The 26,808-nt window shown below is 70.5% G+C and carries 29 protein-coding genes and 1 pseudogene; 17 read left to right on the forward strand and 13 right to left on the reverse strand.

What is annotated here, in order from left to right; all coding sequences use genetic code 11:
* Positions 1-5: 5 nt before the first annotated feature.
* Both UA74_RS25825 and UA74_RS25830 read left to right on the forward strand, forming a co-directional pair.
* On the forward strand, positions 6-428 hold the full coding sequence (locus UA74_RS25825; RefSeq protein ID WP_075744240.1) for a hypothetical protein: 423 nt from the start codon (positions 6-8) through the stop codon (positions 426-428).
* A 285-nt stretch (positions 429-713) separates the two neighbouring features.
* Complete coding sequence (locus tag UA74_RS25830) at positions 714-1,982, forward strand: GrpB family protein (protein WP_075765642.1); 1,269 nt, start codon at positions 714-716, stop codon at positions 1,980-1,982.
* A gap of 16 nt (positions 1,983-1,998) precedes the next feature.
* Here the strand turns inward: UA74_RS25830 and UA74_RS25835 are convergent, their stop codons facing one another.
* Positions 1,999-2,241 (reverse strand): hypothetical protein, encoded by a 243-nt coding sequence (locus UA74_RS25835; RefSeq protein ID WP_075742548.1) that lies wholly within the window; start codon positions 2,239-2,241, stop codon positions 1,999-2,001.
* A gap of 29 nt (positions 2,242-2,270) precedes the next feature.
* Between UA74_RS25835 and UA74_RS25840 the strand changes: the two genes are divergently transcribed.
* Entirely contained in the window at positions 2,271-2,759 is a 489-nt protein-coding gene (locus UA74_RS25840; protein WP_075742549.1) for a tripartite tricarboxylate transporter permease, read from the forward strand.
* Between the two features lie 66 nt (positions 2,760-2,825).
* Positions 2,826-3,077, forward strand: a pseudogene (locus UA74_RS25845) (tripartite tricarboxylate transporter permease); the annotation flags it as partial.
* 166 nt (positions 3,078-3,243) lie between these two features.
* On the opposite strand, the gene UA74_RS25850 reads toward UA74_RS25845, so the two are convergent.
* The 3 genes from UA74_RS25850 to UA74_RS31200 all read right to left on the reverse strand — a co-directional run bounded on the left by UA74_RS25850 (position 3,244) and on the right by UA74_RS31200 (position 4,327).
* Positions 3,244-3,594, reverse strand: a complete 351-nt coding sequence (locus UA74_RS25850) for a hypothetical protein (RefSeq protein WP_157434451.1) — start codon at positions 3,592-3,594, stop codon at positions 3,244-3,246.
* Between the two features lie 199 nt (positions 3,595-3,793).
* Positions 3,794-4,135: a hypothetical protein gene (locus tag UA74_RS25855; RefSeq protein ID WP_157434452.1), complete on the reverse strand. Its 342-nt coding sequence runs from the start codon at positions 4,133-4,135 to the stop codon at positions 3,794-3,796.
* Positions 4,136-4,141: 6 nt separating this feature from the next.
* Positions 4,142-4,327 carry a hypothetical protein gene (locus UA74_RS31200; RefSeq protein ID WP_083683644.1) on the reverse strand — a complete coding sequence of 62 codons (186 nt, stop codon included), beginning with the start codon at positions 4,325-4,327 and terminating at the stop codon, positions 4,142-4,144.
* Positions 4,328-4,779: 452 nt separating this feature from the next.
* Between UA74_RS31200 and UA74_RS25865 the strand changes: the two genes are divergently transcribed.
* The 3 genes from UA74_RS25865 to UA74_RS25875 all read left to right on the forward strand — a co-directional run bounded on the left by UA74_RS25865 (position 4,780) and on the right by UA74_RS25875 (position 6,357).
* Entirely contained in the window at positions 4,780-5,142 is a 363-nt protein-coding gene (locus UA74_RS25865) for a Scr1 family TA system antitoxin-like transcriptional regulator (protein WP_157434453.1), read from the forward strand.
* The gene (locus tag UA74_RS25870) at positions 5,139-5,339 is read left to right on the forward strand and encodes a DUF397 domain-containing protein (RefSeq protein WP_318533268.1); all 201 of its coding nucleotides are present in this window, start codon (positions 5,139-5,141) and stop codon (positions 5,337-5,339) included. The genes UA74_RS25865 and UA74_RS25870 overlap by 4 nt, the downstream gene beginning before the upstream one ends.
* A 136-nt stretch (positions 5,340-5,475) precedes the next feature.
* Complete coding sequence (locus UA74_RS25875; RefSeq protein ID WP_075765644.1) at positions 5,476-6,357, forward strand: DMT family transporter; 882 nt, start codon at positions 5,476-5,478, stop codon at positions 6,355-6,357.
* Between the two features lie 304 nt (positions 6,358-6,661).
* On the opposite strand, the gene UA74_RS25880 is transcribed toward UA74_RS25875, so the two are convergent.
* From UA74_RS25880 to UA74_RS25890, 3 genes are all read right to left on the reverse strand, one after another.
* Positions 6,662-7,576, reverse strand: a complete 915-nt coding sequence (locus UA74_RS25880; protein WP_075766339.1) for an alpha/beta hydrolase fold domain-containing protein — start codon at positions 7,574-7,576, stop codon at positions 6,662-6,664.
* Between the two features lie 436 nt (positions 7,577-8,012).
* Positions 8,013-10,217, reverse strand: coding sequence for an ATP-dependent DNA helicase RecG (gene recG, locus UA74_RS25885; RefSeq protein WP_075742556.1), 2,205 nt, complete (start codon positions 10,215-10,217; stop codon positions 8,013-8,015).
* Between the two features lie 38 nt (positions 10,218-10,255).
* Complete coding sequence (locus tag UA74_RS25890) at positions 10,256-12,154, reverse strand: DAK2 domain-containing protein (RefSeq protein WP_075765646.1); 1,899 nt, start codon at positions 12,152-12,154, stop codon at positions 10,256-10,258.
* 431 nt (positions 12,155-12,585) lie between these two features.
* On the opposite strand from UA74_RS25890, the gene rpmB reads away from it, so the two are divergent.
* Positions 12,586-12,777: a 50S ribosomal protein L28 gene (gene rpmB, locus UA74_RS25895; RefSeq protein WP_069851817.1), complete on the forward strand. Its 192-nt coding sequence runs from the start codon at positions 12,586-12,588 to the stop codon at positions 12,775-12,777.
* Between the two features lie 419 nt (positions 12,778-13,196).
* A complete protein-coding gene (locus UA74_RS25900; protein WP_075765648.1) occupies positions 13,197-13,868 on the forward strand; it encodes a DNA alkylation repair protein in 672 nt (223 codons plus the stop codon).
* A gap of 241 nt (positions 13,869-14,109) precedes the next feature.
* On the opposite strand, the gene UA74_RS25905 is transcribed toward UA74_RS25900, so the two are convergent.
* Both UA74_RS25905 and UA74_RS25910 read right to left on the reverse strand, forming a co-directional pair.
* Entirely contained in the window at positions 14,110-14,787 is a 678-nt protein-coding gene (locus UA74_RS25905) for a uracil-DNA glycosylase (protein WP_075742559.1), read from the reverse strand.
* 322 nt (positions 14,788-15,109) lie between these two features.
* The gene (locus tag UA74_RS25910; RefSeq protein ID WP_075765650.1) at positions 15,110-15,520 is read right to left on the reverse strand and encodes a RidA family protein; all 411 of its coding nucleotides are present in this window, start codon (positions 15,518-15,520) and stop codon (positions 15,110-15,112) included.
* 79 nt (positions 15,521-15,599) lie between these two features.
* On the opposite strand from UA74_RS25910, the gene UA74_RS25915 reads away from it, so the two are divergent.
* The gene (locus UA74_RS25915) at positions 15,600-16,220 is read left to right on the forward strand and encodes a TetR/AcrR family transcriptional regulator (RefSeq protein ID WP_075742561.1); all 621 of its coding nucleotides are present in this window, start codon (positions 15,600-15,602) and stop codon (positions 16,218-16,220) included.
* Between the two features lie 58 nt (positions 16,221-16,278).
* Here UA74_RS25915 and UA74_RS25920 read toward each other — a convergent pair whose 3' ends face one another.
* The 4 genes from UA74_RS25920 to UA74_RS25935 all read right to left on the reverse strand — a co-directional run bounded on the left by UA74_RS25920 (position 16,279) and on the right by UA74_RS25935 (position 20,288).
* Positions 16,279-17,022, reverse strand: a complete 744-nt coding sequence (locus tag UA74_RS25920) for a DUF2306 domain-containing protein (protein WP_075742562.1) — start codon at positions 17,020-17,022, stop codon at positions 16,279-16,281.
* Between the two features lie 859 nt (positions 17,023-17,881).
* Complete coding sequence (locus tag UA74_RS25925) at positions 17,882-18,406, reverse strand: gamma carbonic anhydrase family protein (RefSeq protein WP_075742563.1); 525 nt, start codon at positions 18,404-18,406, stop codon at positions 17,882-17,884.
* 95 nt (positions 18,407-18,501) lie between these two features.
* Positions 18,502-19,179 (reverse strand): GNAT family N-acetyltransferase, encoded by a 678-nt coding sequence (locus UA74_RS25930; RefSeq protein ID WP_075742564.1) that lies wholly within the window; start codon positions 19,177-19,179, stop codon positions 18,502-18,504.
* 140 nt (positions 19,180-19,319) lie between these two features.
* The gene (locus tag UA74_RS25935) at positions 19,320-20,288 is read right to left on the reverse strand and encodes a thiamine-phosphate kinase (RefSeq protein ID WP_075742565.1); all 969 of its coding nucleotides are present in this window, start codon (positions 20,286-20,288) and stop codon (positions 19,320-19,322) included.
* A gap of 102 nt (positions 20,289-20,390) precedes the next feature.
* Between UA74_RS25935 and UA74_RS25940 the strand changes: the two genes are divergently transcribed.
* The 7 genes from UA74_RS25940 (at position 20,391) to UA74_RS25975 (ending at position 26,754) form a co-directional block, all read left to right on the forward strand.
* The gene (locus UA74_RS25940; RefSeq protein ID WP_075742566.1) at positions 20,391-20,624 is read left to right on the forward strand and encodes an Lrp/AsnC family transcriptional regulator; all 234 of its coding nucleotides are present in this window, start codon (positions 20,391-20,393) and stop codon (positions 20,622-20,624) included.
* A gap of 41 nt (positions 20,625-20,665) precedes the next feature.
* Positions 20,666-21,238, forward strand: coding sequence for a DUF3515 domain-containing protein (locus UA74_RS25945; protein WP_075765652.1), 573 nt, complete (start codon positions 20,666-20,668; stop codon positions 21,236-21,238).
* Positions 21,239-21,809: 571 nt separating this feature from the next.
* Positions 21,810-22,208, forward strand: a complete 399-nt coding sequence (locus tag UA74_RS25950) for a GntR family transcriptional regulator (protein WP_404799951.1) — start codon at positions 21,810-21,812, stop codon at positions 22,206-22,208.
* A gap of 261 nt (positions 22,209-22,469) precedes the next feature.
* Complete coding sequence (locus UA74_RS25955) at positions 22,470-23,420, forward strand: hypothetical protein (RefSeq protein WP_075742569.1); 951 nt, start codon at positions 22,470-22,472, stop codon at positions 23,418-23,420.
* A 378-nt stretch (positions 23,421-23,798) separates the two neighbouring features.
* On the forward strand, positions 23,799-24,680 hold the full coding sequence (locus UA74_RS25965) for an ABC transporter ATP-binding protein (RefSeq protein ID WP_075742571.1): 882 nt from the start codon (positions 23,799-23,801) through the stop codon (positions 24,678-24,680).
* A complete protein-coding gene (locus tag UA74_RS25970; protein WP_075742572.1) occupies positions 24,677-25,618 on the forward strand; it encodes an ABC transporter permease in 942 nt (313 codons plus the stop codon). Before UA74_RS25965 ends, UA74_RS25970 begins: the two co-directional genes overlap by 4 nt.
* A 167-nt stretch (positions 25,619-25,785) precedes the next feature.
* Positions 25,786-26,754: a hypothetical protein gene (locus UA74_RS25975; protein WP_075742573.1), complete on the forward strand. Its 969-nt coding sequence runs from the start codon at positions 25,786-25,788 to the stop codon at positions 26,752-26,754.
* The last annotated feature ends 54 nt before the right edge of the window (positions 26,755-26,808 follow it).

Here is a 26,808-nt window from a genome sequence, read left to right on the forward strand (position 1 = left end):
CGACGATGGAGGTCGCGTTGCCGTACCGAGGTCCGCTCCCGCGCACACTGGTCGACCGGGTCAACAAGGGGGTGAACGCCCTGCGCGCCTCGCCACGCTGGGGCAGGCTGGCAGGCCGGTATCTCACCGAGGTCACCTACGTGGGGCGACGCTCGGGACGCACCATCAGCACGCCGGTGGGCTACCGGCGGCGGGGGGACGTCGTCACGATCCCCGTCATGATTCCCGAGTCCAAGAAGTGGTGGCGCAACTTCGTGGACGAGGGGCAGCCGATGTCGCTCCGGCTGGACGGCGTGGACCGCACCGGACATGCCGTCGCGCGCCGCGACGCACGCGGCCGCGTCGCCCTCACCGTGCACCTCGACGCCGTCCAGCCCGCCGACCCCGGTGTCGACCGCCCCGCGAAACCCGTCGACACCGAGCACTGACCCGACCGGCTGCGACCGGCCGCCGGGCCTGCCCACCGCGAGCGGCGGCCCCGGCTCGGCCGGGCGACGGCCGACGTCGACGCCGAGCAGGCCCGCCCGTCTCCTTGGCGGGACGGGCCGGATTCGCCTCGCCCCGCCCGCCACGGCGAGCAGCCGCCTTCGCCTGCGGACCGCCGCCCGTTCCACGACCCGGCGAATCCGTTTCCACCTCCGCCTCAGCCGGGGACCCCGCGCATCCCCTCGGTGTTACGGTGTCCGACTGCCCTGAGGAAGGAAGCCAGCGCCGTGTCCGAACGCGATCGTGCCCACTACTCCGATGAGGACATCCGCTCGAGCTGGGTTGCCGAGCCGCCGAAGCTGAACTCCACCGTCACCCTCGCCGACTACGACCCGGAGTGGCCGAGGCTCTACGAGCGGGAGGCCGAGCGGATTCGCGGGCTGCTCGGCGACCGGGTCGTCGCGCTGGAGCACATCGGGTCGACCTCGGTTCCGGGGTTATGCGCCAAGCCGATCGTCGACGTCCTGCTGGTCGTTCCCGACTCCGCCGACGAGCCCGCCTACGTCCCGGCCTTGACAGGCGCGGGGTACCGGCTGGTCATCCGGGAGCCGGCGCGGGACGAGCATCGCGCGTTCAAGGGCCCGGACACCAATGTCAACCTGCACGTCTACTCACGCGGCTGCCCCGAGATCGAACGGTATCGGCTCTTCCGCGACCGGCTGCGGACCCACGACGAGGAACGGGACCGCTACGCCACCGCCAAGCGGGAGCTGGCGAGCCGCACCTGGCAGTACATCCAGAACTACGCCGACGCCAAGACCGAGATCGTCGACGAGATCCTGAGCCGGGCGCGGGAGGCCGCCGCCGCTCCCTATGACGAATTCAGCGCCGCCTACGCGGAGCACTCGGGTGTCAATCCCTTCCAGGTCTACTACGACCGGCCCGCGATCCTGGGCCTCGCGGGCGAGGTGGCGGGCCTGCGGGTGCTCGACGTCGGCAGCGCGGCGGGACTGCTGGCGGCCGAGCTCGCCGATCGGGGCGCGCGGGTCACCGGCATCGATCGCAGCCAGGGCATGGTGGACATCGCCCGTGCCCGGTTCGGCGACCGGATCGACTTCCACCGGGCCGACGTCGCCCGGCCGCTGGACTTCCTGGCGGACGACTCGGTCGACCTGGTGACCGCCTCGCTGGTCCTGCACTACCTGCGGGACTGGGGGCCGACGCTGGCCGAGTTCCGTCGGGTGCTGCGGCCCGGCGGGACGGTGGTGGCCTCCGTGCACCATCCGGAGGACTGGCACTGGTTCGAGGGCACCCGCTACTTCGAGACGGAGTTGCTCACCGACGAGTGGAATCTCGCCGGACACCGGCACCGGGTGCAGTTCTACCGCCGCCCGCTGAGCGCGACCTTCACCGCGCTGCGCGAGGCGGGCTTCGTGGTGGACCGGCTCGAGGAGCCCGCGCCGCTGCCGGCGTGCGAGGCGGCCGATCCGGGCGCCTGGACGATGCTCACCGGCGGCCCGAGGTTCCTCTACCTCCGGTTGATCAACCCGAGGTGAGGTGGCCGGGGCGCCCTCAGCGCGCCCCCGCCGCGTCCCGCAGCAGGGCCATCCTGATCTCTCGCGCGGTGCTCATGTGCTCGCCGCCGGGGCCTTCGGCGCGTTGATGCTGCTCGCAGCCGTGCTGGTAATCACCGATGCGCGCTCCGGCTGCCCGACACCGGTGCGGTCGTCGGCCCCCGCCGCCGTGCCGCTGCCGATCGGCGTGCTGCTCGGTCTCGTCGGCGCGACGCTGCTCGGGCAGTCGGTGCTGCGGCATCGGACGGCGTCGCCTGGCAGTCCAAGGCGGTGCTGCGCCTGGCGGCCGTGGTCGCCACGCTCGTGACGTTCGCCCTGCCGCTGCCGGTGCTCGGCTACGTGGTGACCTCGGCGGGCCTTTTCGTCGCCGCCGCGCTGCTGCTCGGCGCCCCGCACCCCGGCCGTATGGCCGACTACGGCTGGGCACTCGCGGCGATCGGCAGCTTCATCGCGGGCACGATCGGCACCCTCGCGCTCACCTTCCTGGCGCCTGCGGTCGCCGACCTCGCCACGACCTTCGGGCCGCCCGAGTACGTGGCCGGTGATGGCCGTGGCGTTCGTGACCGTCAGTGCGCTGCTCGGCCGCAACCTCCTGGACGGGTCTGGTCGCCCTGCCTGTCGATCATCACCATCGGGCTGATCGGCATCGACTCGCAGACCGGCCAGCCCGACTCGCCTTCGGCGTCGGCGAACTGTTGGACGGCATCGACGTCGTCGTGGCGCTGTTCGCGCTCAGCGAGGCCTTCGGACACCTGTTGACCGGCACCGGTCACAGCACCGTCCACCCGCTGCGCGAGCGGGCGATGCTGTCACGCTCCGACTTTCCGCCGGTCGTGGCCCGCGTGGCTGCGCGGCACGGCGGTGGGCTTCCCGATCGGCAGCCTGCCCGCAGGCGGAGCCGAGGTGCCGACCTTTCTCAGCTACAGCATGGAGAAGCGGCTGACCCGGCATCCCCGCGAGTTCGGCCATGGCGCGATCGAAGGCGTCGCCGGACCGGAGGCGGCCAACAGCGCGGCGGTCGCAGGCGTGCTGCTGCGCAGGCGCCGGGCCGCCCGAGGCAGGGTGACGAGCGGCTGAGCGTGTTCAGCTTTCGCCCCGCCGAGCCTTCCGGCCGGCGGGGCGGAGTCCTCCTGTCGGCCCGGTGAATGGCGTCGTCGACCGTCGTCGGCCGCCGCCGAGGACGGTTCGCCGGTCACCTCCGGCGCAGGCGGCGGCCTCCCCAGAGCCCTAGGACTCCGACCGGTCAGAACACGCAGGTGCCTTCGGGGATGCTGCCGTTGCCCTGGTAGTCGACGCTGGCGACCACCGGAGACTCGCGCTTGATCCTCGCGGCCAGCTCCTTGCCTCGCTCGATCCAGGCAGTCTTGGCCTGCGAGGTGGGAAACCCCGAGCCCTGCGGGTCGTCGGGGTCGTAGAGGTCCTGATACTCCTCGTCCCAGGCAGTGATGTCGCGGACGAGGTCGTCGTCCAGTTGAAGGAACGCGATGCTCTCCTCGTCGATCCAGTGGTTGAGGGATTCTCCGGGATCTCCGTTGTCGTAGTAGAACGGCCCTTCGTTCCAGCCCGTCAAGATGAACAATTCGACGGTCGCCACCGCTTACCTCCGATGCAGTCGGGGCCGGATCTTCCGACCCGTCTGCAACGGGCATCGCGCCTGCGGTCTCACCGATGCGCCTGCCGCACACGAGTCCGGCGAAGACGTGATCGACGATCCGCTCCCGTAGAAGTCCGCGTTCTCGACCTTCACTCGGCGGCCTGCCGTCACGATACGGCCCATCCCCAGCGTCTTCGGGTCAGAAGACGCAGGTCCAGTCAGGGATGGTGCCGTCGGCCCGATAGTTCACCCGTGCGACGACCGTGGACTCCTGTTTGATGCGACGGGCGAGTTCTCTGCCTCTCTCCAACCAGGCGTTCTCGCTCTCGGGGGTGGGAAAGACCGAGGCCCGGGTGTCGGCGGGCTGGTAGATCGCCTGGAATTCCTCGTCCCAGGCGGCGATGTCCCGGGTCAGCTCCCAGCCGAGTCCGAGGAAGTCGGCGGCCTCCTCGATCGAGTGGTTGTAGTCCTCGCCCTCGCCTGCGTCGTAGTAGAAGGGGTCCTCCTGCCATCCCGCAAGGATGGCGACGTCGACTGTCATCGTCACTCACTTTCGGTGCGGGTGCGGCCGGAGCCTACGTCTCCTCGGTATGGGGTGGGCGCCGATGATGCCACCGTCATCGGCAACGGTGACGGCCACCCGACGAATCTCGCCGTCGAAGTCCACCTCGTACACCGGCCGATCCCGGCCGCTGTAGCCGACCACGACCCCACGCTCGAGAGCCGCGAACACGAGAGCCGGAATCCTCTCGCGTGGGACTCCCATCCTCTCGAATGCGCCCCGCTTCTGCGGCTCCAGAATATGATCCAGTCCTTTGCGCGGGGCCGCGTTCCAACCAGACGGTGCGCCCGTCGCGAAGCCTTGTCATCCGCACGACCTTCGTCCGGTCGATGTCGGCACCCGTCCGATCCAGGTACTCCATCCACTCCGCATACCGCCCCGTGGGGTCGGCTATCTCGGGGTCAATCAAGCGTGGACCGTCCTCCGGGTCTTCTCGGCCGGATTCGGGCTCTCCTCTTCCAAGTGACGCCGTCTCACCAAGACGAAGCCCGGCAACACTCCAGCAGTACCCGTCGATGATCTGCTGTGCCTCGGCGAGCGCTGCCTCCGCAAGGCGAACCTCCTCGGCCGCAGCATCACCACACTCCCGAATCCACTCGACATGTGGCCAGACGGAGATCCGGGTGGCAGGCCGGAAGATCCCCGCCCCATCGTCGATCGCGGTGTGCGCCATCGCGCAGGCGGCGCGGGCTTCGATCAGCAGACACCTCTACATCCTGCCGTTCTCAACGACTCCTGTCAGTGTCGCGGAGTTCCCCTTCACTTACTTCAGGGTGCCGCCTTCTGACCGCAACGTACCGGCTGTGGAGATCGTCTATGTGGAACAAGTCCACCACGGCGATTACCTCGATGGCGCCGCTGACATCGCTGTTTACGGTGGGGTGTGGAGCGGCCTCCTGGGATCGGCTCTCGACACAGCGAGGTCTCACGAGTTCCTACTTCAAGCCGCTACGCAGTACGAAGACTCATCCTCGAAGGAGACATGATGATCCCGGTGACCTCCACGCACTGGCGGAAGGCAGCCGCAAGTTCAGGGAACGGCAACAACTGCGTAGAGGTCGGCATCTCCTCGACCTCAGTCGGCATACGCGACACCAAGAACCGGCACGGCGGAACCCTCACCGTCGGCCACGCCACATTCGGGGCCTTACTGACTGCGATCAAAAACGATCGGCTGCACTGAACCTCAGACCGACAAGTCGGCCCTTGACCAGCCCCGGTCGAGGGCCGACCTCGTCAGCAACGTCGAAGTCTCGCGATTCGTCCACCGAGGTGATCGCACCGGACTCCGCTACACCTTCGCCGTGGATGATTGACCCGTGACCGCACGAACACGCGGAACGCTCCTGTTGGCCGTCCTCGCGCTGGCCTGGGGGTCGAACTTCCTCTGGATCAAGATCGCCCTGGCGGGGTTCGACCCCGTCACGCTGACGTTCGGCCGACTCGCCCTCGGCGCCCTCGTCCTGTTCGCCATCGTCGGAGCGCGACGGCTATCCCTGCCCCGTGATGCCGCGACGTGGGGACACCTCACCATCGCGGCCCTGCTGGCCAACGCCGCGCCCTACCTGCTGTTCGCGGTCGGGGAGACCCGGGTCGACTCCGGCATCGCGGGAGCGCTCAATGCCACCACCCCGCTCTGGACCCTGCTCCTGGCATTGGCGCTACGCGCTCAGAACAGACCGACTGTGGCCCAGGCTGCCGGGTTCTTCCTCGGCTTCCTCGGCTGTCTGCTCATCTTCCAGCCCTGGACCACGCACGGGATCGATCTCGCAGGCGCGCTCAGCTGCCTGGCCGCCGCGTTCTCCTACGCAGTGAGCTACCTCTACATCGGCCGCCACCTCGCGCCAAGGACTCTCTCCCCGGTCACGCTGTCCGCCTGCCAACTCCTCGCCGCCACCGGCTGGCTGGCACTGGCGCTGCCTTTCGGGGACGTCGCCACGACCACTGTCACCGCCCCGGCCGTCGCGGCCCTCCTCATCCTCGGCGTGCTGGGCACCGGCCTGGCCTACATCGTCAACTACGCCCTCATCCGCACCGACGGAGCACCGCAGGCCTCCCTCGTCTCCTACCTGCTGCCCGCGATATCCGTCGTGCTCGGCGCACTGTTCCTCGGCGAGCCGCTGGCCGGGACACTCGTCGGCGTCATCGTGATCCTCTTCGGCGTCGCGTTGTCTCGCCGGAGAACTCGTTCAGCTGCGTGAGCCTGCGCAGGCTCGTCCCGTTCCAATGACGGTCCCAGGAACGCTGACCGCCACCACACCGACGAACTGGAGCGCATCGCACCAGGAGATCGACGTCCTGCTGCCGGATCTCGCCGCGCGACGGGGTCACGCCGCGTGGGCATCGCTCCGGCAGCGTCGCCAGTAGTCAGTGGTGCGCTGATCCAGCTACGGCTGTGCCTGAGCGACGCCGTGCCGCAGGTCGTCAACCCGCGACACACCCGACCTGGTGCACCTCCTCGAGCCGGCCCGATCAAGGGCGAGGGGCGCCACGGCCGTCGTCCGGTCAGTCCCGCGCGGCGGCCTCGCGGACGTGCCGCGCGATCAGCGCGTAGACCCGACGGGCCTTCGCCTGGTCGCGGACGTCGTAGCCGTGGTCGGCCTGCGGCACGTCGTGGTGCTCCCGCAGCGCGCCGACCTCGCGTAAGCGCCGCGAATACCGCAGGCCCTCCGCATAGAGCAGGTCGTACTCCGGCGTGATCACCAGCGCCGGGGCGATGCCGGTGAGATCCGTCGTGTCGCTCGGCGCGGCAGGCGAGGCCAGACGATCGGCGGCCAGGTTTCGGCCGGGCACGTAGGAGTGGTCGAAGACGTCGCCCATCCAGGGGCGCAGCATCGGCTTGGCGATCACCGAGGTCTTCTGTCCGGCCGGAACGGTGAGATCGAGCACCGGATAGTGCAGGGCCTGCAGGGCGATCGCGGGCCCACCCTGCTCCCAGGCCTGGCGGGCCGCAGCCGCCGCGAGCGCCCCGCCCGCGCTCTGGCCGCCGACCGTGAGCCTGCCGCCGTCCCAGCCGTGCTCGGCACCATGGTCGGCGATCCACCGGACGGCCTCGAACGCCTGGTGGACGGGCGCGGGGAACCGGTGCTGCGGCGCCACCACGTAGTCGACGTTGACGACGACCACGCCCGCCTCGGCCGCCAGGTACCGGCACAACGGATCGTCGAGCCACACTCCGGGCATGACGAACCCGCCGCCGTGGAAGTTCACGTGCACGGGCGGCCGCGCGATGCCCGCCGCAGGGCGGTAGACCACGGCGCGAGCAGGCGCGATCGTCGTGGGGATCGTGATGTCGCGTGTGTCGCCGGGCAGCTCGGGAAAGACGGCTCTGGTGCGACGGGTCACCGAGCCCTCGCTCCACCGCACCAGGCCCTGCATGATCCGAGCCGAGAACGCGGCGGCACCGGGTGTGCCGAGCATCGACATGTCTCCTCCATACGCCCGTCGGTCGCTTCATCGTCCCCGCGCCGGGCGATTCAGTGTGTGGCGCTGGCGCCGAGTCGTTCGCTGTCTCCTGCGTCGTTCGTCGTCGGCAGTTCGCCACCGCTCGGCCACCGGAGTCCCCGACCCGCCCACGCCGTCGACGGCCTCAGTCGGCATCGGTGTCATCGGGGCGCCACCGTCCCGGCCGCCGGACGAACCCGAACCGCGGGGCGCTGCTGCGAAATCGGCCACGCAACCGACGTCGATGGACCTGATGGGACGTCGCCAGCAGGTCCTCCCGGTGGCGCAGGCTCCCACGACGTGACCGCCGCCCCCGTCGTTCCCGCCGTTCGCGGCGGCCGAAGATCGAGGCGGGCGGTCCGGTACGCGCCTGTCCCGAACACCATGGGCACGCATGGCGACCGCCTCGCCCTCACGTCTTCTGCAGATATTCCGCCCGGTCCTCGTCCACCAGATCCGCCACCATCCCCGCCAGGCCCGGGTGCTCGGTCAGCGCGGGGTCGCCGACCACGATGGCCTCCGCACGATCCCTGGCCTGCGCGATGACGTCCTCGTCGTCGAGGAGCGACAGCAGCCGCAGCCCCGATCGCCTGCCGGACTGGGCCGCGCCGAGGATGTCGCCCTCGCGACGCAGCTCCAGGTCGAGGCGGGCCAGCTCGAAGCCGTCGGTGGTGCTGGCCACCGCGTCGAGACGCTGCATGGTGGTGGTGCCCGGCACGGCGTCGGTGACCAGCAGGCACAGTCCGGCCGCGCTGCCCCGGCCGACCCGTCCCCGCAGCTGGTGCAGCTGGCTGACTCCGAAACGGTCGGCATCCATGATCACCATGGCGGTCGCATTCGGCACGTTCACGCCGACCTCCACCACGGTCGTCGCCACCAGCACGTCGATCTCGCCTGCGGCGAAGGCCCGCATCACGGTGTCCTTCTCGTCGGCGGGCAGCCTGCCGTGCAGCATCCCGACCCGCAGGCCGCGCAGCGGTCCCTCGGCGAGTTCGGGGGCCACGTCGGCCACCGCCAGCGGGGGGCGACGCTCCGAGCCCTCCCCCTCGGCGGGCGGCGGGGTGTCGACGTCCTCGCCGGAGGAAGCCTGATCGCCGATCCTCGGACAGACCACATAGGCCTGATGTCCGGCGGCGACCTCCTCGCGAAGCCGCTGCCAGACCCGGTCCAGCCAGGCAGGCTTCTCCGCCACCGGCACCACGGTGCTCTTGATCGGTGATCGCCCCTTCGGCAGCTCGCGCAGCGCCGAGACCTCCAGATCCCCATAGACGGTCATCGCCACCGTGCGGGGAATCGGGGTCGCCGTCATCACCAGCACATGGGGGCTGACCCGTGACCCGGCTCGCGATCGCAGGGCGTCGCGCTGCTCGACGCCGAAGCGGTGCTGTTCGTCGACCACCACCAGGCCCAGATCCGCGAACTCCACCCGGTCCTGGATGAGCGCGTGAGTGCCGACCACGATGCCCGCCTCGCCGGAGACGACCTCCAGCATGGCCTTCCTGCGCTGCGCGGCACCCATCGAGCCGGTGAGCAGGGTGACCCGCGTGGCGTGATCGGGGGCGCCGAACTCCCCTGCGGTGGCCAGGTCGCCGAGCAGTTCGGCCAGGGAGCGCGCGTGTTGGGCGGCCAGCACCTCCGTCGGCGCCAGCATCGCCGTCTGTCGGCCCGCGTCGACGACCTGGAGCATCGCACGCAGTGCCACCACCGTCTTGCCGGAACCGACCTCGCCCTGCACGAGCCGGTTCATCGGATGCTCACGGGAGACGTCCGCCCGGACGATCTCGCCGATCGACCGCTGGCCCTCGGTCAGCTCGAAGGGGATGCGCGCATCGAAGCTGTCGAGCACGCCGTCGGGTCTCGGCGGGCAGGCCGGGGCGGGCCGGGCGTCGGCCGCCTGTCTGCGTTGGGCCAGGGCCAGCTGGACCGACAGTGCCTCGTCCCATTTCAGGCGCTTCCGCGCGAAATGCACCGCGGCCCGGTCCGCAGGCAGATGCACGTCGCGCAGCGCCTGAGTGAGGTCCGAGACTCGGAGATCGGCGCGCAGTCCGGCGGGCAGCGGGTCCTCGACGCCGTCCCAGGTGTCGAGGACCTGCCGCACGCACCGCGCGATCGACCAGGACGGCAGGCCCTGCGCCGCCGGGTACACCGGGATCAACGCGGCGGTGAACTCCGCGACCACCGAGTCGCCGTCCCCCGCGTCCTGTGTCGCGGGCTCGATGAGCTGATACTCGGGATTCGCGAGCTGGAGCTGGCCGCGATAGGCGGTGATCTTGCCCGCGAACAGGCCCTTCTTGCCGGGCAGCAGCTCCCGCTCCCGCCAGGCCTGGTTGAAGAAGGTGCAGTTCAACGCGCGTCTGCCGTCGGTGATGCGCACCTCGAGGATGCTGCCGCGCCGGGACCGCATGCTGCGCTTGGTCACCCGCTGGACCTCGGCCAGCACCGTGGCGTGCTCGCCGATCTCCAACCCGGCGATCTCCGTCAGTTCGCCGCGCTCGGCATAACGACGCGGATAGTGCCGCAGCAGCTCGCCCACGGTGTGCAGATTCAGCGACTTCGCCAGTGCGTCGGCCGTCTTGGCCCCGAGGATCGGGGTCAGCTGATCCGCCCAGTCGGTCATCGCGGACGGGCCTGGAGCTCGGTTCGGATCGGTGTCATTCACTCCACTCCCAGCAGCAGCACGGTGTCGGGCAGGTCGCCGTCGAAGCAGGTCAGGTCCACCTCGGGATGGATGCGGCGGAGCCGCTCGGACAAGGCGACGAGCAGGCCGTCCGGGGCGTGCCCGCCGGGCAGCACCGTGACCAGCTCACCGCCGGTGGACAACATCCGATCAAGAAGGGCCGACGCCGTCTCGATCGGGTCCCTTCCGATGATCATCACCTCGTCGTCGACGAGGCCGAGCACGTCACCGGGTTCACAGCGGCCCGCCCAGGTCAGCGCCGCGCTGGTGGCGACGAGTACCTCACCTCGGCGGGTCGCCGCCGCCGCCTCGGCCATCGCGACCGAGTCTTCGGCAGGGCGACGGCGCGGGTCGTGCACGGCCAGCGCGGCCAGGCCCTGCACCGGTGACACGGTGGGCACCACCACCACATCCTGACCCACCGACATCGCCTCGGCAGCGGCACGATCGGCGACCTCGATCGACACGGCGCCGTTGGGCAGCACCGAGACGTGCCGCGCCCCGGTCTCGCGGATGACGCCGACGAGTTCCACGACGGCGGCGGCGCCGCTCCGGGAGGAGGGCCGGAGCACTCGGGCTCCCTCGTCCGAGAACAGCGTCGCCAGTCCCTCGCTGGCCGCCACCGTCACGACGGCCCGGTGCAGGCCGAACAGGGCGCGCATCCGATGCGGCGAGACCGGCGCGACCGTCGGGTGCGGCTCGGTCGGCCCGTCGGGAGGCGCAGGCTGGTCGGCGAAGCGGACCACGCGAATCCGATGCGGCCTGCCGCGCTCCACACCGGCCTCGATCGCGGGCCCGATGTCGTCACAGTGCACGTGCACCGACCACAGGCCCGCACCGTCGCCCGCCACCGAGACCGAGTCGCCGAGATCGTCGAGGATCAGCCGCAACTCGTCGGCCCGCGCCTGGTCCGAGTCGGCGAGCAGGTACATGACCTCGTAGGCGGGCGGCGACCCGGCGAAGGGCTGCTCGCTGCCGGGTTCGAGACCGCTGGCGTCGGGGGCGCCGTGCGGGGTGTGGTCCTGCGGGCCGCGTCCGGTCGAAGGCTGTGCGGCAGGATCGGTCGGGCCTGCGGCCTCGGCGGCGATCTCGACCGCGGCGGCGCTCGGGGAGGAGCCCCCGGCGACCTGCCCGGCCTGCTGCGCACCGGCCTCGGCGGCATCCTCGCCTGCCGTGCCGCGCGCACCCACCACGGGTGAGCTTCCGACCGGCGGGCTCTCGGCGTCAGGACGGCCCAGGCGCCGCGCGGCGTCGCCTCGACCGCTGCCCACCACCGAGGACAACGCCTCGAGCAGCACCACGAGGCCTCGTCCGCCCGCGTCGACCACGCCTGCCCTGGCCAGCACGGCGAGCTGATCCGGCGTCCGTTCCAGTGCGTCGTCGGCGGCGGCCAGCGCGGCGGCGGCCACCGACGGCAGGGCGTCGGAGTCGGTGTCTGCGGCCGCCTGCGCGGCCGCGTGCAGGACCGACAGCACCGTGCCGGGGACGGGACGGGCGACTGCGGCGGTGGCGAGTTCGTCGGCACGCGACAAGGCGGTGCGCAGCGCCCCGCCGGTGAAGACCGACGCGCCCTGCACGGCCTCGGCCAGGCCACGAAGCACCTGGGAGAGGATCACGCCCGAATTGCCTCTCGCACCGGTCAACGCACCCTTGGCCAGGGCGCTGATCGCCCCGCTCACCGCCGAGCTGACCTCGGCAGGAGCATGCCGCAGCGAGTCGAGGGCGGCGCGCATGGTGTACAGCAGGTTGCTGCCGGTGTCGGCGTCGGCGATCGGGTAGACGTTGATCCGGTCGATCTCCTCGCGATTGGCCTCCAGATCGGCCACGCAGGCGTCGGCCCAACGGCTGACCGCCTCGGCGTCCAGGGCCTGCAACATCAGCCGTCTCCTCCGCCCGCGTCGTGAGTACGTCCTGTCGTGCCCCGGCGCCGATCCGGCGGCGGCCTTCCGCCGCTACGGGTCCCAGTCGTCACGGCTGCCATGCGTTCGCCGCACCGGCCTCGCCGGGACGTTCGGTGTGCCTGCCGGGGTGGGCGGCCTGCGCCTCGTGTCCGGCGGTCGCCACCCGGAGCCGGGGTTCGAGCCCGCTCGGCGGACCGCCTGCCGTCAAAGCCGCCCGCCGATCATTTCGTCGCAGGCCGACCGCCGGGGCAAGACTACCGTCGGCCCCCGGTTTGGAAGCGGCATGTGCGAGCCGCTAACCTGTCGAGGTCGCCCGGCCGGCCCGGGCTCTCATGTCGGCGTCTCCACGTCCGTTCTCGTGGATGAGGGACGCCCGTGATTGATCACAAACGTAAGGGGTGACTGACGTGGCTGCCGTCTGCGACGTCTGCGCAAAGGGGCCGGGCTTCGGCAAGTCTGTCTCGCACTCTCACCGCCGCACCAACCGGCGGTGGAACCCGAACATTCAGACCGTGCACGCCAAGATCGGTCTGTCCCAGCGCAAGCGGATGAACGTGTGCACGTCCTGCCTGAAGGCGGGCAAGGTCGTCCGCGGCTGACCACTGCGCCGCAGGCACTGCCTGACATGCACGACACGGCCCGAGGGATTTCTTCCCCTCGGGCCTTCTGTCGTGGGTGAGCCGGTCTGTTCGGCGTCCTCGGATCGCCCGGCTGAGGAAGCCGTATCAGGCGGCCCCGCCCCCGATCCCTGCCCTGCCGGGCCTGGGCGGCGGACGAGATGTGCTCCTCGGAGCCGCGCGGCGGGCCGCCAGGATGCCGACGGCCTGCGGCCCGGTCCTTGAGTTGATCCGCCGGTTCGGCGGCACGAGAAGGCCTACCTGGGTGCGCTGGGGGGTGCGGCGACACGCCCAGGCCCGAAGAGCGGACGGTGTCCTTGGCCACGCCCTTGCTGATGACCTCGTTCACCATGCTTTCCTCGTGAGCCGAGACTCGGATAGGTGAGGGACAGGAGGCGGAGGTGACCGAGACGACGGTGGCCGAGGTGCTGGCCGAGCTGGCCGCGCTCGAGGACCCTCGGGCCCGCAAGGTGAACGAGAGACACGGTGACGATCACGGCGTGAACCTCGGCAGGCTGCGCGCGCTCGCGAAGCGGCTGAAGACGCAGCAGGAGCTCGCCCTCGAGCTCTGGAGGACGGCGGACACCTCGGCGAGGCTGCTGGCACTCCTGATCTGCCGCCCGAAGGCCTTCGAGCGTGACGAGCTGGACGTCATGTTGCGTGAGGCGCGCACCCCGAAGGTGCAAGGCTGGCTGGTGAACTACGTGGTGAAGAAGAACCCGCACGCCGAACGACTACGCCTGGCCTGGTCCGGAGATCCGGACCCGGTGATCGCGAGTGCAGGGTGGGAGCTGACCACCGAGCGCGTGGTCAAGAAGCCCGAGGGCCTCGACCTCGCAGAACTGCTCGACGTCATCGAGGCGGCGATGAAGGACGCGCCTGCTCGGCTGCAGTGGGCGATGAACCACTGCCTGGCTCAGATCGGGATCGAGCACGCCGAGCACCGCGCCCGCGCCATCGAGATCGGTGAGCGCCTAGAGGTGCTCAAGGACTATCCGACGCCGCCGAACTGCACGTCTCCGTTCGCGCCTACCTGGATCACCGAGATGGTGCGTCGACAGCGGGACGGGTAGAAGCGTCCGTTCGGCTGCGGTTCCGAGCGCCCGCATCCGACCGCGCGCTGATCGACCCAGCGTGCATCGCCCGGACGCGAACCCGCTCCGGCGAAGGATGCTCCGCTCACCCGGCGATCCGTCGCAGGCGCACGAGGGGAATCCGGGCCGGGTCGGCGAGGGGCGACCAGGCAGCCGAGAAGCACGCCACCGACCAGCCGGTCACGCCCGGCCGGTCGACCGCCTCGACCGTTCGGTCGCCTCAGGGCAGCTTCCAGTCGACCGGCTGACCGCCCTGCTGTTCCAACAGCGCGTTGGCTCGGCTGAACGGCCGCGAGCCGAAGAAGCCGCCGCGCGCCGCCATCGGGCTCGGATGCGCGGACTCGATGCAGGGGACCCCCGGCATCATCGGCGCCAGGTTGCGGGCGTTGCGGCCCCACAGGATCGCAACCAGCGGGCCGCCCCGCGCAGCCAGCGCCTTGATGGCCTGCTCGGTGACCGCCTCCCAGCCCTTGCCCTTGTGCGAGTCGGACTTGCCGGTCTGCAGGGTGAGGACCCGGTTCAGCAGCAGGACGCCGTGATCCGCCCACGGGGTCAGATCGCCGGTGGAGGGCTTCGGGTGGCCGAGGTCGTCCGAGTACTCGGTGAAGATGTTGACCAGACTCGGCGGCAGCGGCCGCACCTCGGGGGCCACCGAGAAGCTGAAGCCGACGGCATGGCCCGGCCTCGGATAGGGATCCTGGCCGACGATCAGCACTCGGACCTCGTCGAACGGCTGGGTGAAGGCACGCAGGACGTGCTGCCCCGCAGGCAGGTACGTGCGGCCCTCCGCGATCTCGGCGCGCAGGAAGTCCCCCATGCGCGTGATCTGCTCGGCCACCGGCTCCATCGCCTTGGCCCAGCCGGGCTCCATGATTTCCGTCAAAGGACGTGCGGTCACGGAAAGCGACAATAGCGAGCCCTGCCGACACGTGATCGAGTAGCCCCATCGGCGTTCGCTCCCGCCGGAAGTGGCGCATCGTGCTCGCCTCGCCGCGGCCGACCGAGATCCACCTCCACGAAGGGGACGACGAACGACCAGCGGCATCGGCTCGCGCCGAACGTGGTTCTCGGTGGCAGGCTGCGGTGGGATCAAGGCCTGCTCGGATCGAGCGGCCCGACCCGGTCGTCCGTCATGACGGACGGGTCCGGGGTGGCCGCCCGGCGGCGACCACGCCGGAGCGGAGATTCCAGCGGCGGCACCGCCACCGACTCGCCTGCGGTTAGTCGAGGACCGCGATGGCCTCGACCTCCACCAGGAGGTCAGGCTCGGCCAGCGCCGCGACCCCGACGAGCGTGGCGGCAGGCGGGGTCGGCGTGCGACCCAGCTTCGCGAGGGCTCGCTCGATCCCCGCCACCAGCAGGGGCATCTTGTCAGGGGTCCAGTCCACGACGTAGACGGTGATCTTCGCCAGGTCGTCGAGGGTGCCGCCGACCGCCGCCAGCGCGGTGGCGACGTTGAGGTAGCACTGTTCGAGCTGGGCGGCGAAGTCGCCTTCGCCGACGCGGCCCCCCTCCGCGTCGCGGGCGACCTGGCCCGAGACGAACACCGTCCTCGATCCCGTAGCGACCGCCACCTGCCGATAGACGTCGACCTGCGGCAGCCCCTCGGGGTTCACCAGGGTGATGGCCATGCTGATCTCCTTCTCGCGCGAGCGGCGTGGATTCACAACCCGGTAACTATAGCAATGCAATGCTATGTAATCTGCCCGCATGGCCAGGACGAAGGATCCGGCGGTCCGCACCCTGCTGATCGAACGGGCCGCACACATGCTCCGGGTCCGGGAGCCCATCACCCTGCGCTCGCTGGTGGCAGGCACGGGCGTGTCGACGATGGCCGTCTACACCTACTTCGGCGGCATGGACGGCATGTGGAAGGCCCTTCGGCAAGAGGGCTTCACCCGCCTGGCGGCCCGATTCGCGGCGACGGCCGCCTCCGACGATCCGGTCGAGGACCTGACCGGCCTGATCGCCGCCTATCTCGGCAACGCCTTGGACCACTCCGATCTGTACCGGGTCATGTTCGACGCGAACTTCGACCTCGAAGACCTCGCGGCGGCGGACGCGACGTTGGAGTACCTGGTCCAGGCCGTCGATCGCGCCAGGCGGGCGGGCCGCTTCGTGGCCGACACCGACCCGCTGGAGCTGGCGACGCAGAGCTGGGCCGTCGCCCACGGTCTGGTCTCGCTGGTCGCAGGCGGACCGCTGCCGCAGGCGACGCTCGCAGGCGGCGTTCCCCTGCTGACGGCGCTGTTCGTCGGCAGGGGAGACGACCCGGACCGATGCAGGCGCTCCGTGGAGGGCGCCTGGCGGCGGTCACGGCTGCCCTCCTGAGAGCCCCACACCGAGACGGGGCGAAACGGGCAGCGCTCCCGCCGTGGCGATCGTCTACTCACCCGGGCTGCTCGGCGGCGGAAGCCCCCGAGCCGAGATTCTCCGACGCCCGGCCGGTGCGAGGCGCGTCGCCGCCGCCTCGCCTGCGACGGACCGAGTACTGCAACGTCCGCTGCACGATGAAGTACTCGGCCACCAGGACGTTGCCGACGAAGGAGGCCCACGCGCTCGCGGTGTAGACGTCCTGGAAGGTCAGGGACGGGTCCGCCTCCTGCATCACCAGTCCCACGCTGAGGTAGATGCGCAACGTCACGGCGGCGAACGTGAGCGCGTAGTTGCGGATCATCCAGATGCGGTGCAGCGCGACCTCGCCTCGGCGGATGGTCCGATACGCCTGGGCGATCGTGTACAGCCAGGCGACCGTCAGGAGATAGAACCCGACCTGGGCGGCGAATCCGCTGGTCGAGACGGTGGCCGCGACCACGGCGGCGACCGACCCCGCCAGGATGCAGATCAGGTAGACGCGACCGAGGATCCGGTGCGCCTTCGGGAACCGGGTGCGCAGGCGGCCGACGAACTGGAACGGTCCGATGATCAGTGCCAGACCACCCGGCGCCGCGTGCAGGACGAGCGTCAGGAAATGCGATGAGACGTCGGGGTTCAACGGCATCGTGCTGTTCTCGGGATCGCCGGTCAGGTAGGGCGACACCGCGAAGAACGCAATACCGACGGCGGAGGCGGCCAGCAGGCTCCACAGGACCCACCAGGCGCGGCGGCGAGTCGACTTCGACGTGGTGGTCATGATTCGTCCTCACTTTGTAGTGACTGATCACTATCATTAGGTCGACAAGGGATCTCAGTCGTGGATCAAGAACTGCTCGATGGGGATGCCGCCCGGGGCCCGGAGTCCTCGGCGGTCTAGCTCCGCGACCCCGACGGCCGCCTGCGGGGGCTTCGGAGCACGCGGGAACGATCGCTCGTCACCAGGTAGTCCCCCTCACCTGGTCATGATCGCGCTCGCCGACGTCATCGCAGGTCGCGCGGCCTGAATGTCAGCCGACGATGAGCACGTCCCGGCGGTGCGCCCCTTCGCCGACACCATGCCGTCGCCGCACTCTCCGCGCCCGCCGGAGCGTCTCGTACCCGATCGACTCGGCGAGCACGACGAGCACCGATCTGCCAATGCCCCCATGTCACACTTGATAGTACACAGTCACTATCTAACGACTATCAAGCGACCCGCCGCACCGCAGGGCGAGCTCGGTGCTCCTTCTCGGAGCCGGCAGAAGAGAGGGAAGTCCAGCGCCCCGGCGAATGCCGACCCACCCGCACGTGCTCGGGCACCCCGGCGGCGACGTCACGTCACCGCGTGCGGCGAGGGCCGGACTCTCCGGGGCTCTCGGTGATCAGCGAGGCGGTCGCCGACGAACCCCGCTGATCGAGTCGTGGCGCCGTCCCCCGGCTGCCGCGCATCGACCGAGGTCGGAAGAACCACGACGCAATCTCGGCGACGGGCCGCCCGCCCCGGCCTGTCCCGGTCACGGGAAGGCCGCTCTCGCGCGCCGCACCACGTATCGCACCTGCCTGCGGGAGCCGGTCCGCCGCACGCGGCCGGACCGCGCTGCGGACGCCCGGTCCCGATCGCCCGGCCCGGCGGCGGCTCAGCCGTCCAGCCTGCGCAAGCCCGTCTTGTAGCGCAGACCGTTGGCGACGTAACGGTCCACGTTGCCCTGCCAAGCCCCCTCGGGCACCTGGTAACCCTCACGAATCCTGGCAGGCACGCCCAGTGCCATCGCACGGGCCGGGATCGTCGTGCCGAACGCGACGACCGCGCCTGCGCCCACCACCGCGCCCTGTTCGACCACGGCGCCGTTGAGCACCACGGAACCCGAGCCGATCAGGCAGTGATCGGCCACCGTCGCGCCCTCGACGTGGACCGCGTGGCCGAGCACGCAGTCCGAGCCGATCAGGGTGGCGTGCTGCTCGGTGCAGTGGATGATCGAACCGTCCTGGACACTGGTCCGCTCGCCGATCTCGATGAATCCGTAGTCCCCGCGCAGCACCGCCTGCGGCCACACGGTCGAGCCCGCGCCGATCACGACGCGCCCGATCACCGTCGCATCAGGATGGACGTAGGCGTCGGGATGGATGTGCGGCTCCCACTCGTCCAGCGCGTAGATCGCCATCGGCGGTCCCTCCTCATCGTGGGGCGAATGTGCCGTGGTCCAAGGACCGCCCGCAGGCTCGGCGAGCGGAGCGGGGTCGGGTCGTCGCGGGGTCGTCAGGGACAGGCGCCTGCGTTCGCCTCGGTCCGGACGGAGCCGATCTGTGAGACCCGGCCTCGCGAGGCTCCGGCACCGGGAGCCTCGGCACCGGACGCCTCCGCACCGGACGCCTCGGCGATCGGCCCGGCGGCATGCGACGCCCCGAGGCCGTCGCCCGAGCGGACGGGCCCGCCGTCGCCCGCCCCGCCGTCGAGCAGCTTCGCGAAGCAGAGACTCTGCGCGTGGTCCCGATAGTGGCCGTACTTCGGCAGCGGCTGATAGCCAGACGAGGCGTACAGGGCGACCGCCTCCGGCTGCGCGTCGCCGGTCTCCAGGACGAAGCGGCGGCAGCCCGCGTCGGCGGCGGACCGCTCCAGGAACGCGAGCATCCGACGGGCCAGGCCGCGTCCCCGGAACTCCGAGGAGACGTACATCCGCTTCAGCTCGGCGTCGCCTGCCCGCAGGTGGGTGTCGGTCATCTCGTCCTCGCCGACGACCACCCGGCGCCAGCCGCCGGAGCTCACCGGCCTGCCGTCGACGTAGCCGATCACGAAGAGTCCGCGCGGCGGCGCGAACTGGTCGACGGCCACCGGCGTGTCGTCCTCGTCGCCGTAACGCCGCACGTACTCCTGCTGCACCTCGGCGATCAGACGCTCCGCGTCCGGATGGTCGAAGGGGGTGATGCGCAGCTCCATGCCCGGCAGGCTACTGATCGGGCCGGGTCCCGGGCCAGCAGAATGTGGGCAGTCGCTCAGGCCGGTTCCGCAGCCCCTCGGCGAGGCCGAGACCGGGGTGTCGATCGAGGACATCGGCTCGGAGTGCCTGCTCGGCAGGCTCAGGGGTGTCGCCAGTGCTCCCAGCCCGTCGGGCCGTCGTAGGCCCGGCCGTCGACGGTCACCAGGCTTCCGGTGTTCACCGTGCCCACCGCGCGCCACTCCGGCGGCAGCACGGCCTCGGCCGGGAACGTCGCGGCCAGCGCGTGATCCTCGCCGCCGGTCAGCACCCAGTGCAAGGGGTCGGCGCCGAGGGCGGAGGCCACGTCGATCAGTCGCTGGTGCACCTCCAGCCGGTCGCTCCAGACGTCGATCGAGACCGAGGAGGCCGCGACGATGTGGCCGAGGTCGGCCAGCAGTCCGTCCGAGACGTCGATCATCGCGGTAGCACCCGCATCCGCCGCCCCGGGGCCCGCCGCATACGGCGGCGTCGGCACCCGCTGTGCCGCCACCACCGCACCCGGCGAGCGGAACCCTCGGCCGAGCACGGCCAGTCCGGCGGCGGCCCAGCCGAGCCTGCCGCAGACCGCGACGACGTCGCCCGGCCGAGCACCGGCTCGCGTCACGGCGGGTCGCCCCGCGAGGTCGCCGAGCGCGGTCACCGAGATCATGATCTGCTGGGCGGTCGCCATGTCACCGCCGACGATGCCGACGCCGACCGACGCCGCCTCCTCCCACATTCCGGAGGTCAGGCCGTCGATCAGCTCGGTCGGAGTGTCCGCCGGGCAGGCGAGTCCCACCAGCAGCCCGGTCGGTGCGGCGCCCATCGCGGCCACGTCGGCGAGGTTGACCGCGATCGCCTTCCGCCCCACCTGACGCGGGTTCGACCAGTCCAGCCGGAAGTGCACTCCCTCGACGAGGACGTCCGTGCTCGCGACCACCCGGCCGTCCGGGGCGGCCAGCACGGCGGCGTCGTCACCGGGGCCGAGGAGCGTGCTGCCCGACTGGGGTCTGCCCGACGTGATGCGCTCGATGAGGCCGAACTCGCCGAGTCCGGCGACCGTGTCTCGCTCCGCCGGCTCCGGGTGCAAACGGACCTCCAATGGTCTGAGTCCCTAATACTTCACCAACTGGGGTACTTTGCTGCACACGTTCCTACCCCGAGCAGACCCGTCCAGACGAAGGGGCACGCCGTGGTCCAGGCATACATCCTGATCCAAACAGAGGTCGGCAAGGCAGCGGCAGTCGCTGCCGAGATCAGCAGCATTCCCGGCGTCACCACCGCCGAAGACGTCACCGGTCCCTATGACGTCATCGTCCGCGCCGAGTCGGACTCTGTCGACGAGTTGGGCCGACTCGTCGTCGCCCGAGTGCAGAACGTGGCGGGTATCACCCGCACGCTGACCTGCCCGGTGGTCCGACTCTGACCCCGGGGAACCGCACTCGTCCCCCGTGATGTCATGAGGACATGACCGAGGCAGGTTCCGGGCACGCCCCCCGTCCGCTGGTCGCGGCGGCGATCGGGCTCCCTCTCGCGTTGGCGGTGGCCGTCGGGGTGCTGGCGCTCAACGCGGAGTCGGAGAGTTCGATCGACGACGCGACCCAGGCGGCCGACCGGACCGGTCCGTTGGCCCTGGCCACGATCCCGGCTCCGGACGCCGAGTCTCCGGAGTGCGTGGATCTCGTGGCCGCGCTGCCCGAGGAGCTGTCCTCGGGTGATTCCACCCTCACCCGTCGCGAACTGATCGACCCCGCGCCGCCCGGCGCCGCAGCCTGGGGAAGCGCCGATCACGACCCGGTGGTGCTCCGCTGCGGCCTCGGCGCCCCGGCTGAGCTGACGCCGACCTCGCAGCTGTTGGACCTGTCGGGCGTCCAGTGGTTGGAACTCACCGGCGAGGGCTCGACGACCTGGGCCGCAGTCGACCGTCCGGTGGGCGTGGCGCTGACCATGCCCGACGGCACGGGCAGCGGCCCGCTCCAGAGCGTCTCGGCCGTGATCGGCGAAGAGCTGCCCGCCGTCGAGATCGTCGTGGACAACTGACCGAGCTGCGTCACCCGGTCCGATCCTGATCCGCCGCGCGGTCACCGGGCGAGAGCGGTCGGCCCTCGCCGCCGTGCCCCGGCCGGATGCCCGCGCGCCTGCCGCCCGCGATGGTGCATGCGCATCCCGTCGCGTGAGCCGCCCGCCGTGACCACGGCGCGCCGCTCGCGCTCCTCACCGCGCCCACTGCGGAGGCTCGGGCCCGCCCGTCGCGGTCGCCGTCCTGACGGCGTGATCTCCCCCGCGCCGCCTGCGGCCTGTCCGCACCCCCCGCGCCGCGCGCGATGCCGCCTCGGCCCACCCCGCAGGCCCGCCCGCCGCGCCGCGACCCCCGATGGTGCGTGATCCGCGGCTGCCACTCGGTCGCGCCGGAGTCCGCCTCGGGCCTGTATCTCAGCAGCCTCAGCAGCTTCGGCCGCCGATCGTCCCGCCGTCGTCATCGGCGAGCCCCATGCCCGACGCGGGCCCGCTGCCTGCGGAGACGCCGCCCTCGGTCGCCGGCCTTGACAAGCGCCCTCGCCCTCGAAGTACTATTTACCTACGACACTAGGCTAATAGGTCGATAGGAAGCGTGTTGATCCACTTCACTGTGAGCCCGAGTTCCGGGGTGCCCCCCTATCTCCAGCTCGTCCATCAGGTCGAGCAGGCGATCCGGCTCGGCCACCTGACCAGGGGCGACCGCCTTCCGACCGTGAAGGAGGTGGCTCGAATGGTGGCCGTCAATCCGAACACCGTTCTCAAGGCGTATCGCGAGCTGGAACACAAGGGCCTGGCTCAGGGCAGACCGGGGCGGGGGACGTTCGTCGCCGCCGAGGCCGCCGACCCGATCCCCGAGGCCCGGCTACGCGAGTTGCAGCAGTTGCTTGCGGGCTGGGTCCACTCGGCCAGGGCCGCAGGCCTGGACTCCGAGGGCATGACCGGGCTGTTCACGGCCGCGTTGCACGACACCACATCCCGAGAGGCCGAATGACCACCGTCATCCCGACAGCCGCGCCGAGCAGGCGGTTCCGCGTGATCTGGGCGCTCCGTGGCGTCGGCCCGGCCGGGTCGACGGGCGGCGTGTTCTCGTCTGCCGAACGAGACGGCGCGGGCAGGAGCATGCTGCCGGTCCGCATCGGCGAGGTGTCGACGCAGGCGCCGAATCGGGCACCGACCACGCCGAACCAGGCGGAGCTGATCCTCGGTCACCGCCGAGGCGTCCCTGCCCTCGCGGTCGAACCGGGGTGCGGGCGTGATCTGGCCTGCCTTACGACAGCGCCGCGCCGCGCTGATCACGATGATGACGCTCGTCGGCCTGCTCGCGGCGGCATACCTCGTCGCGGGGCTGATGACTCGGCAGCTCTATCCGGCCGAGCACCTCGGCGAATGCACCCACGGACAGGGCGGCAGCGCCGCGCTGTGCGGGCTCGAGTACGGGGATCCCGCGCATCTGTTCCTCGGCTTCATGCACGGCCTGGCCGCGTCGCTCTGGCTCCTTCCGCTGCTGATCGGCATGTTCCTCGCCGCAGCGCCCACCGCGCGGGAGTTCGAGACCGGCACCCTGCGCTGGACGTTCACCCAGGGAATCAGCCGCAGGCGCTGGCTGGTCACGACGGCGTCCGCCGTGCTGGTGCCCGGGCTGAGCATGGCCGTGGTGTTCCAGCTCGGCTATCAGTTCTGGCAGGCCCCACTCGGCGAGTTCTACGGACAGTTGGGCCAGGGCCGGGGCTTCGGCCTCGGACCGCTGGCGATGCCCGCATTGACCGTCTTCACGGCCGCGTTCGGACTGCTCGCCGCGTCGGCGCTGCGCAGGCTGACCGCGACGATCGCGGTGACCCTGCTCGGCTGGTACCTCGTCTCGTTCGGCCTCGGCCTCCTGCGACCGCGCTACCTGGCGCCGCTGCTCACGGAGGGCAGGGATGCGCCGACCAGAGCCGACTGGCGCATCGCCACCAAGATCACCGACGCGACGGGTGCCGAGGTCTCCCTCGACGAGGCCTACGCCCGCGCTTCCCGGCTCCGGCCCGTCAGCTCAGGCGGGAACGCCGACCACTACTTCGCCGAGGCGGGGCTCATCCGATGGGTCGAGTACCAGCCCGCCGATCGCTTCTGGACCTTCCAGTTCATCGAGGCGGGCATCCTGCTCGTCCTGACCGGGCTGAGCCTCGCCGGGGCATGGCTGCTCGTCCGACGCAGGCCGTGAGCCGGGCGACGATCTTCGATGCCGGAGCTCTCGGGGGGTTCCGGGATCGATCGGGGCGAGCTTCGGATCTCGCCCCGAGGGGAGGTGGCGGAGCGGGGCGGGGTCTGCGCCGCCGAGCCCCGGCTGCTCCGCCGCCACCCCGACCTCGACAGAGGTGGACAGACACGTCACCGCACCTCGACGTGCTCGCACCGCAACTCGGCCGCAGCACTCCGCCGAGGTCGACGACGCGTCGTCCCCGGCACAGGCGACGAGAACAGCACGAGGCGCTCGCGGTCCGAGTGTCTTCGACCAGACGAACGACTCGGCCAGCCGACGACATGACCGGATTCTTCGACGCGGTGCTCACCAGAACACCGCCGAAGCAGGAGAGGACGCATGACCACTGTCATCGAGACATCGGGACTGGGAAAGCGGTTCCGCACCGAATGGGCGCTGCGCGATCTCGATCTGACCGTGCCCGCTGGCAGCGTGCTCGGCCTGGTCGGGCCGAACGGCGCAGGCAAGACCACGCTGATGAACCTGCTCGTCGATCTCCTGGCGCCTACCGAGGGTGAGCTGACCCTGTTCGGCCTGCCCGCCGGGCATGCCGAGCTGCGGGAACGGGTGGGCTACCTCGCTCAGGACCACCCGCTGTACCGGGGTTTCACCGTCGCCGAGATGCTGCGGGCCGGTCGAGTGCTCAACAGCCGCTGGGACGAGGACTGGGCGCAGTCGCGGATCGCCGCGCTGCGACTGAAGCCGCGTGCCCGGATCGGATCGCTGTCGGGCGGTCAACAGGCGCAGGTGGCGCTCACCATCGCCCTGGCGGCCAAGCCCGACCTGCTCGTGCTCGACGAGCCGGTGGCATCGATGGACCCGCTGGCCCGCCGGGAGTTCATGGGCCTGTTGATGGAGGAGGTCGCCGACCGCAAGACCACCGTCGTCATCTCCTCGCATGTCGTCTCCGAACTGGAGCGGGTGTGCGACCACCTCGCGGTGCTGACCGCAGGCAGGCTGTGCCTGGCGGGCTCGGTCGACGCGCTGCTCAGCGAGCACAGCATGATCACCTGCGCCGCCGACGAGGTCGAGCAGCTCACCGCCGCGTATCCGGTGATCGACCGCTCGGACGCGGGCAGGCAGAGCACGCTGCTGGTCCGATCGGGGACGGACGGCGCCGGATCGGGCTGGGCTGCGACGCAACCGGATCTGGAGGAGCTGGTCCTCGGCTATCTCCGCAACGGTCTGCCGTCGACGACGCAGGGCGGGATCGACGCGTGATCTGGCTGCTGTGGCGACGACACCGCGTCGCGCTGGTGATCCTGACCGCGCTCATCCTCGGGCTGGGTGCGGCGTTCTTCGTGGCCGGGCTGGTGACCCGTGCCGTGTTCCCGGCCGAGTTGCTCGGCCGGTGCACGGAACAGGACTGGCCCCAGTGGAACTGCGGACTGAGCCCCGACGACCCGGCGGCGGTCTACCTGCGCACCACGCACTACGCCTTCACGCTCGTCACCTTCCTACCGATTCTGACCAGCGTGTTCCTTGCCATCCCCGCGTTCGCGGGCGAGTACCAGAGCGGCACCGCTCGCTGGGGGCTCACCCAGGGTGTCAGCCGAGACCGGTGGTTCCTCGCCCAGGCGGCTGCGGTGTTGCTTCCGACACTCGCGTGGTGCGTGATCCTGCAACTCGGCATCCAGTTCTGGCTCGGTCCGGTGCGCGAAGAGGTCGGCCTCTCCCCGTACGGGGGCATGTCCGTGAATCCCCTCGGGCTCCCGATGGCGACCCTCTTCCTGGCCGCGACCGGCCTGTTCACCGGCGCATGGCTACGCAGGACCTCGCCCGCGATCGCGGTGACGGTCATCGGCTCCTACCTGATCCTGTTCGCGAACGCGCTGCTGCGACCGTGGTATCTGCCCCCGGTCGTCGCCGAGGCGAACACCGTGCCCGGCGGCGCGGGTTCACAGGTCAGAATCTGGCCGACGGACCCGGCAGGCACCGAGATCTCCTGGATACACGCAGCCGACCTCGCCGCCCAACACGCTCCGGCGGGCGAACAGGATCTCGATCCCTATTACGCCGAGGCGGGCATCCGGATCTGGGTGTCCTACCACCCGGAGGAACGGATCTGGCTGCTGAATCTCATCGAGGCGGGCATCCTGTTCGCGCTGACGGCGCTGTGTCTCTTCGGAGCGTGGCAACTGGTGCGCCGCCGCGGGTGAGAACGCAGGCTTCTCGGTTTGGAGACTCCTGAGTCCGGCCCTGCCGGGGTTCCAGAGATTCTCCCGGACTCGGGGACAAGACTTCGATCAATCCGGGCGCGATCCCGGTATCAGACGATCCATTCTCATCTCTCGTCGTCGACGGCGAAGGAACGGAGTGACCGACGATGCTCTGGCTCGTATGGCGGCGAAATCGCGTCTCACTGATCTCGTTATTCGTCCTGGGAGGGCTCCTGTCCGCCGTGTTCTTCGGCGCAGGCCTGCTACTCAGAGCGGCTGATACAGCGTTCACCCAGTGCCTCGACGGGGGCTACGAGGCTCAGTATTGTTTCTCAGACCAAGGCTGGCAGTTAGGCGTACTCGGCGGCCTGGCACTGAACCTGGACAGATCACTCCTGCTGCTCCCGCCCGTCGTCGCGCTGCTGGCGGGAGCACCGCTACTGACCAGGGAGATCAACAACGGGCACCACCGCTTTCTCTGGTCCCAGGAGCGGAAGCGGGAACACTGGTTCGTGAGCACGGTCACCGTCATGTTCGGCGCGGTCGCGCTGATCTCGCTGTTGATCGCGTCCGCCCTCGGATTCTGGTCCGCCCAGTACAACAGCTCGGTGCAGTGGCAGAACTTCGACAACGGACTGCTGGTGCTGCCCGCGACCGCGCTGTTCCTGACGGCTCTCGGCATGCTGGTCGGGGCCGCGACGAAGCGACGGGCGATCGGCATGGTCGCCTGCCTCGCCGTCGGATACGGACTCGTCCTCGCCGCCCCGATCGCGTTTCGGACCTACGCCACACCCGAGACGATGCCCATGGCGGACTACGCCAACTACGAGGCAACCCCGAACGGCTATTCCTCGACCGGCGTCGACCCGTCGCTGCTCTATCTCGGCGGCCATTTCGAAGACGACGCCGGAAACCGGGTCCCCGATCAGGAGGGCTGGCAACGATTCCGTGAGCACAACATCGACAATCCAGATGACGAACCATGGTCCCTGCCCGACGGCCTGCACGAGATCGCCAGTTATCACCCCGCCGAGCGATACTGGCCCTTCCAGGCCATCGAGGCGGGCATCCTGCTCGGGCTGACCGCGCTCTGCATCGGCGGCACGCTCTGGTTCGTACGCAGGCGGGCAGGCTGAGGCGCAGGGGCGTCGGCGTCGGAGAGTGCGGCGGCTGCGGAAGGCGAAGGAGTC

The sequence above is a fragment of the Actinoalloteichus fjordicus genome (genome assembly GCF_001941625.1).
In the GTDB taxonomy this organism is placed as follows: domain Bacteria; phylum Actinomycetota; class Actinomycetes; order Mycobacteriales; family Pseudonocardiaceae; genus Actinoalloteichus_A; species Actinoalloteichus_A fjordicus.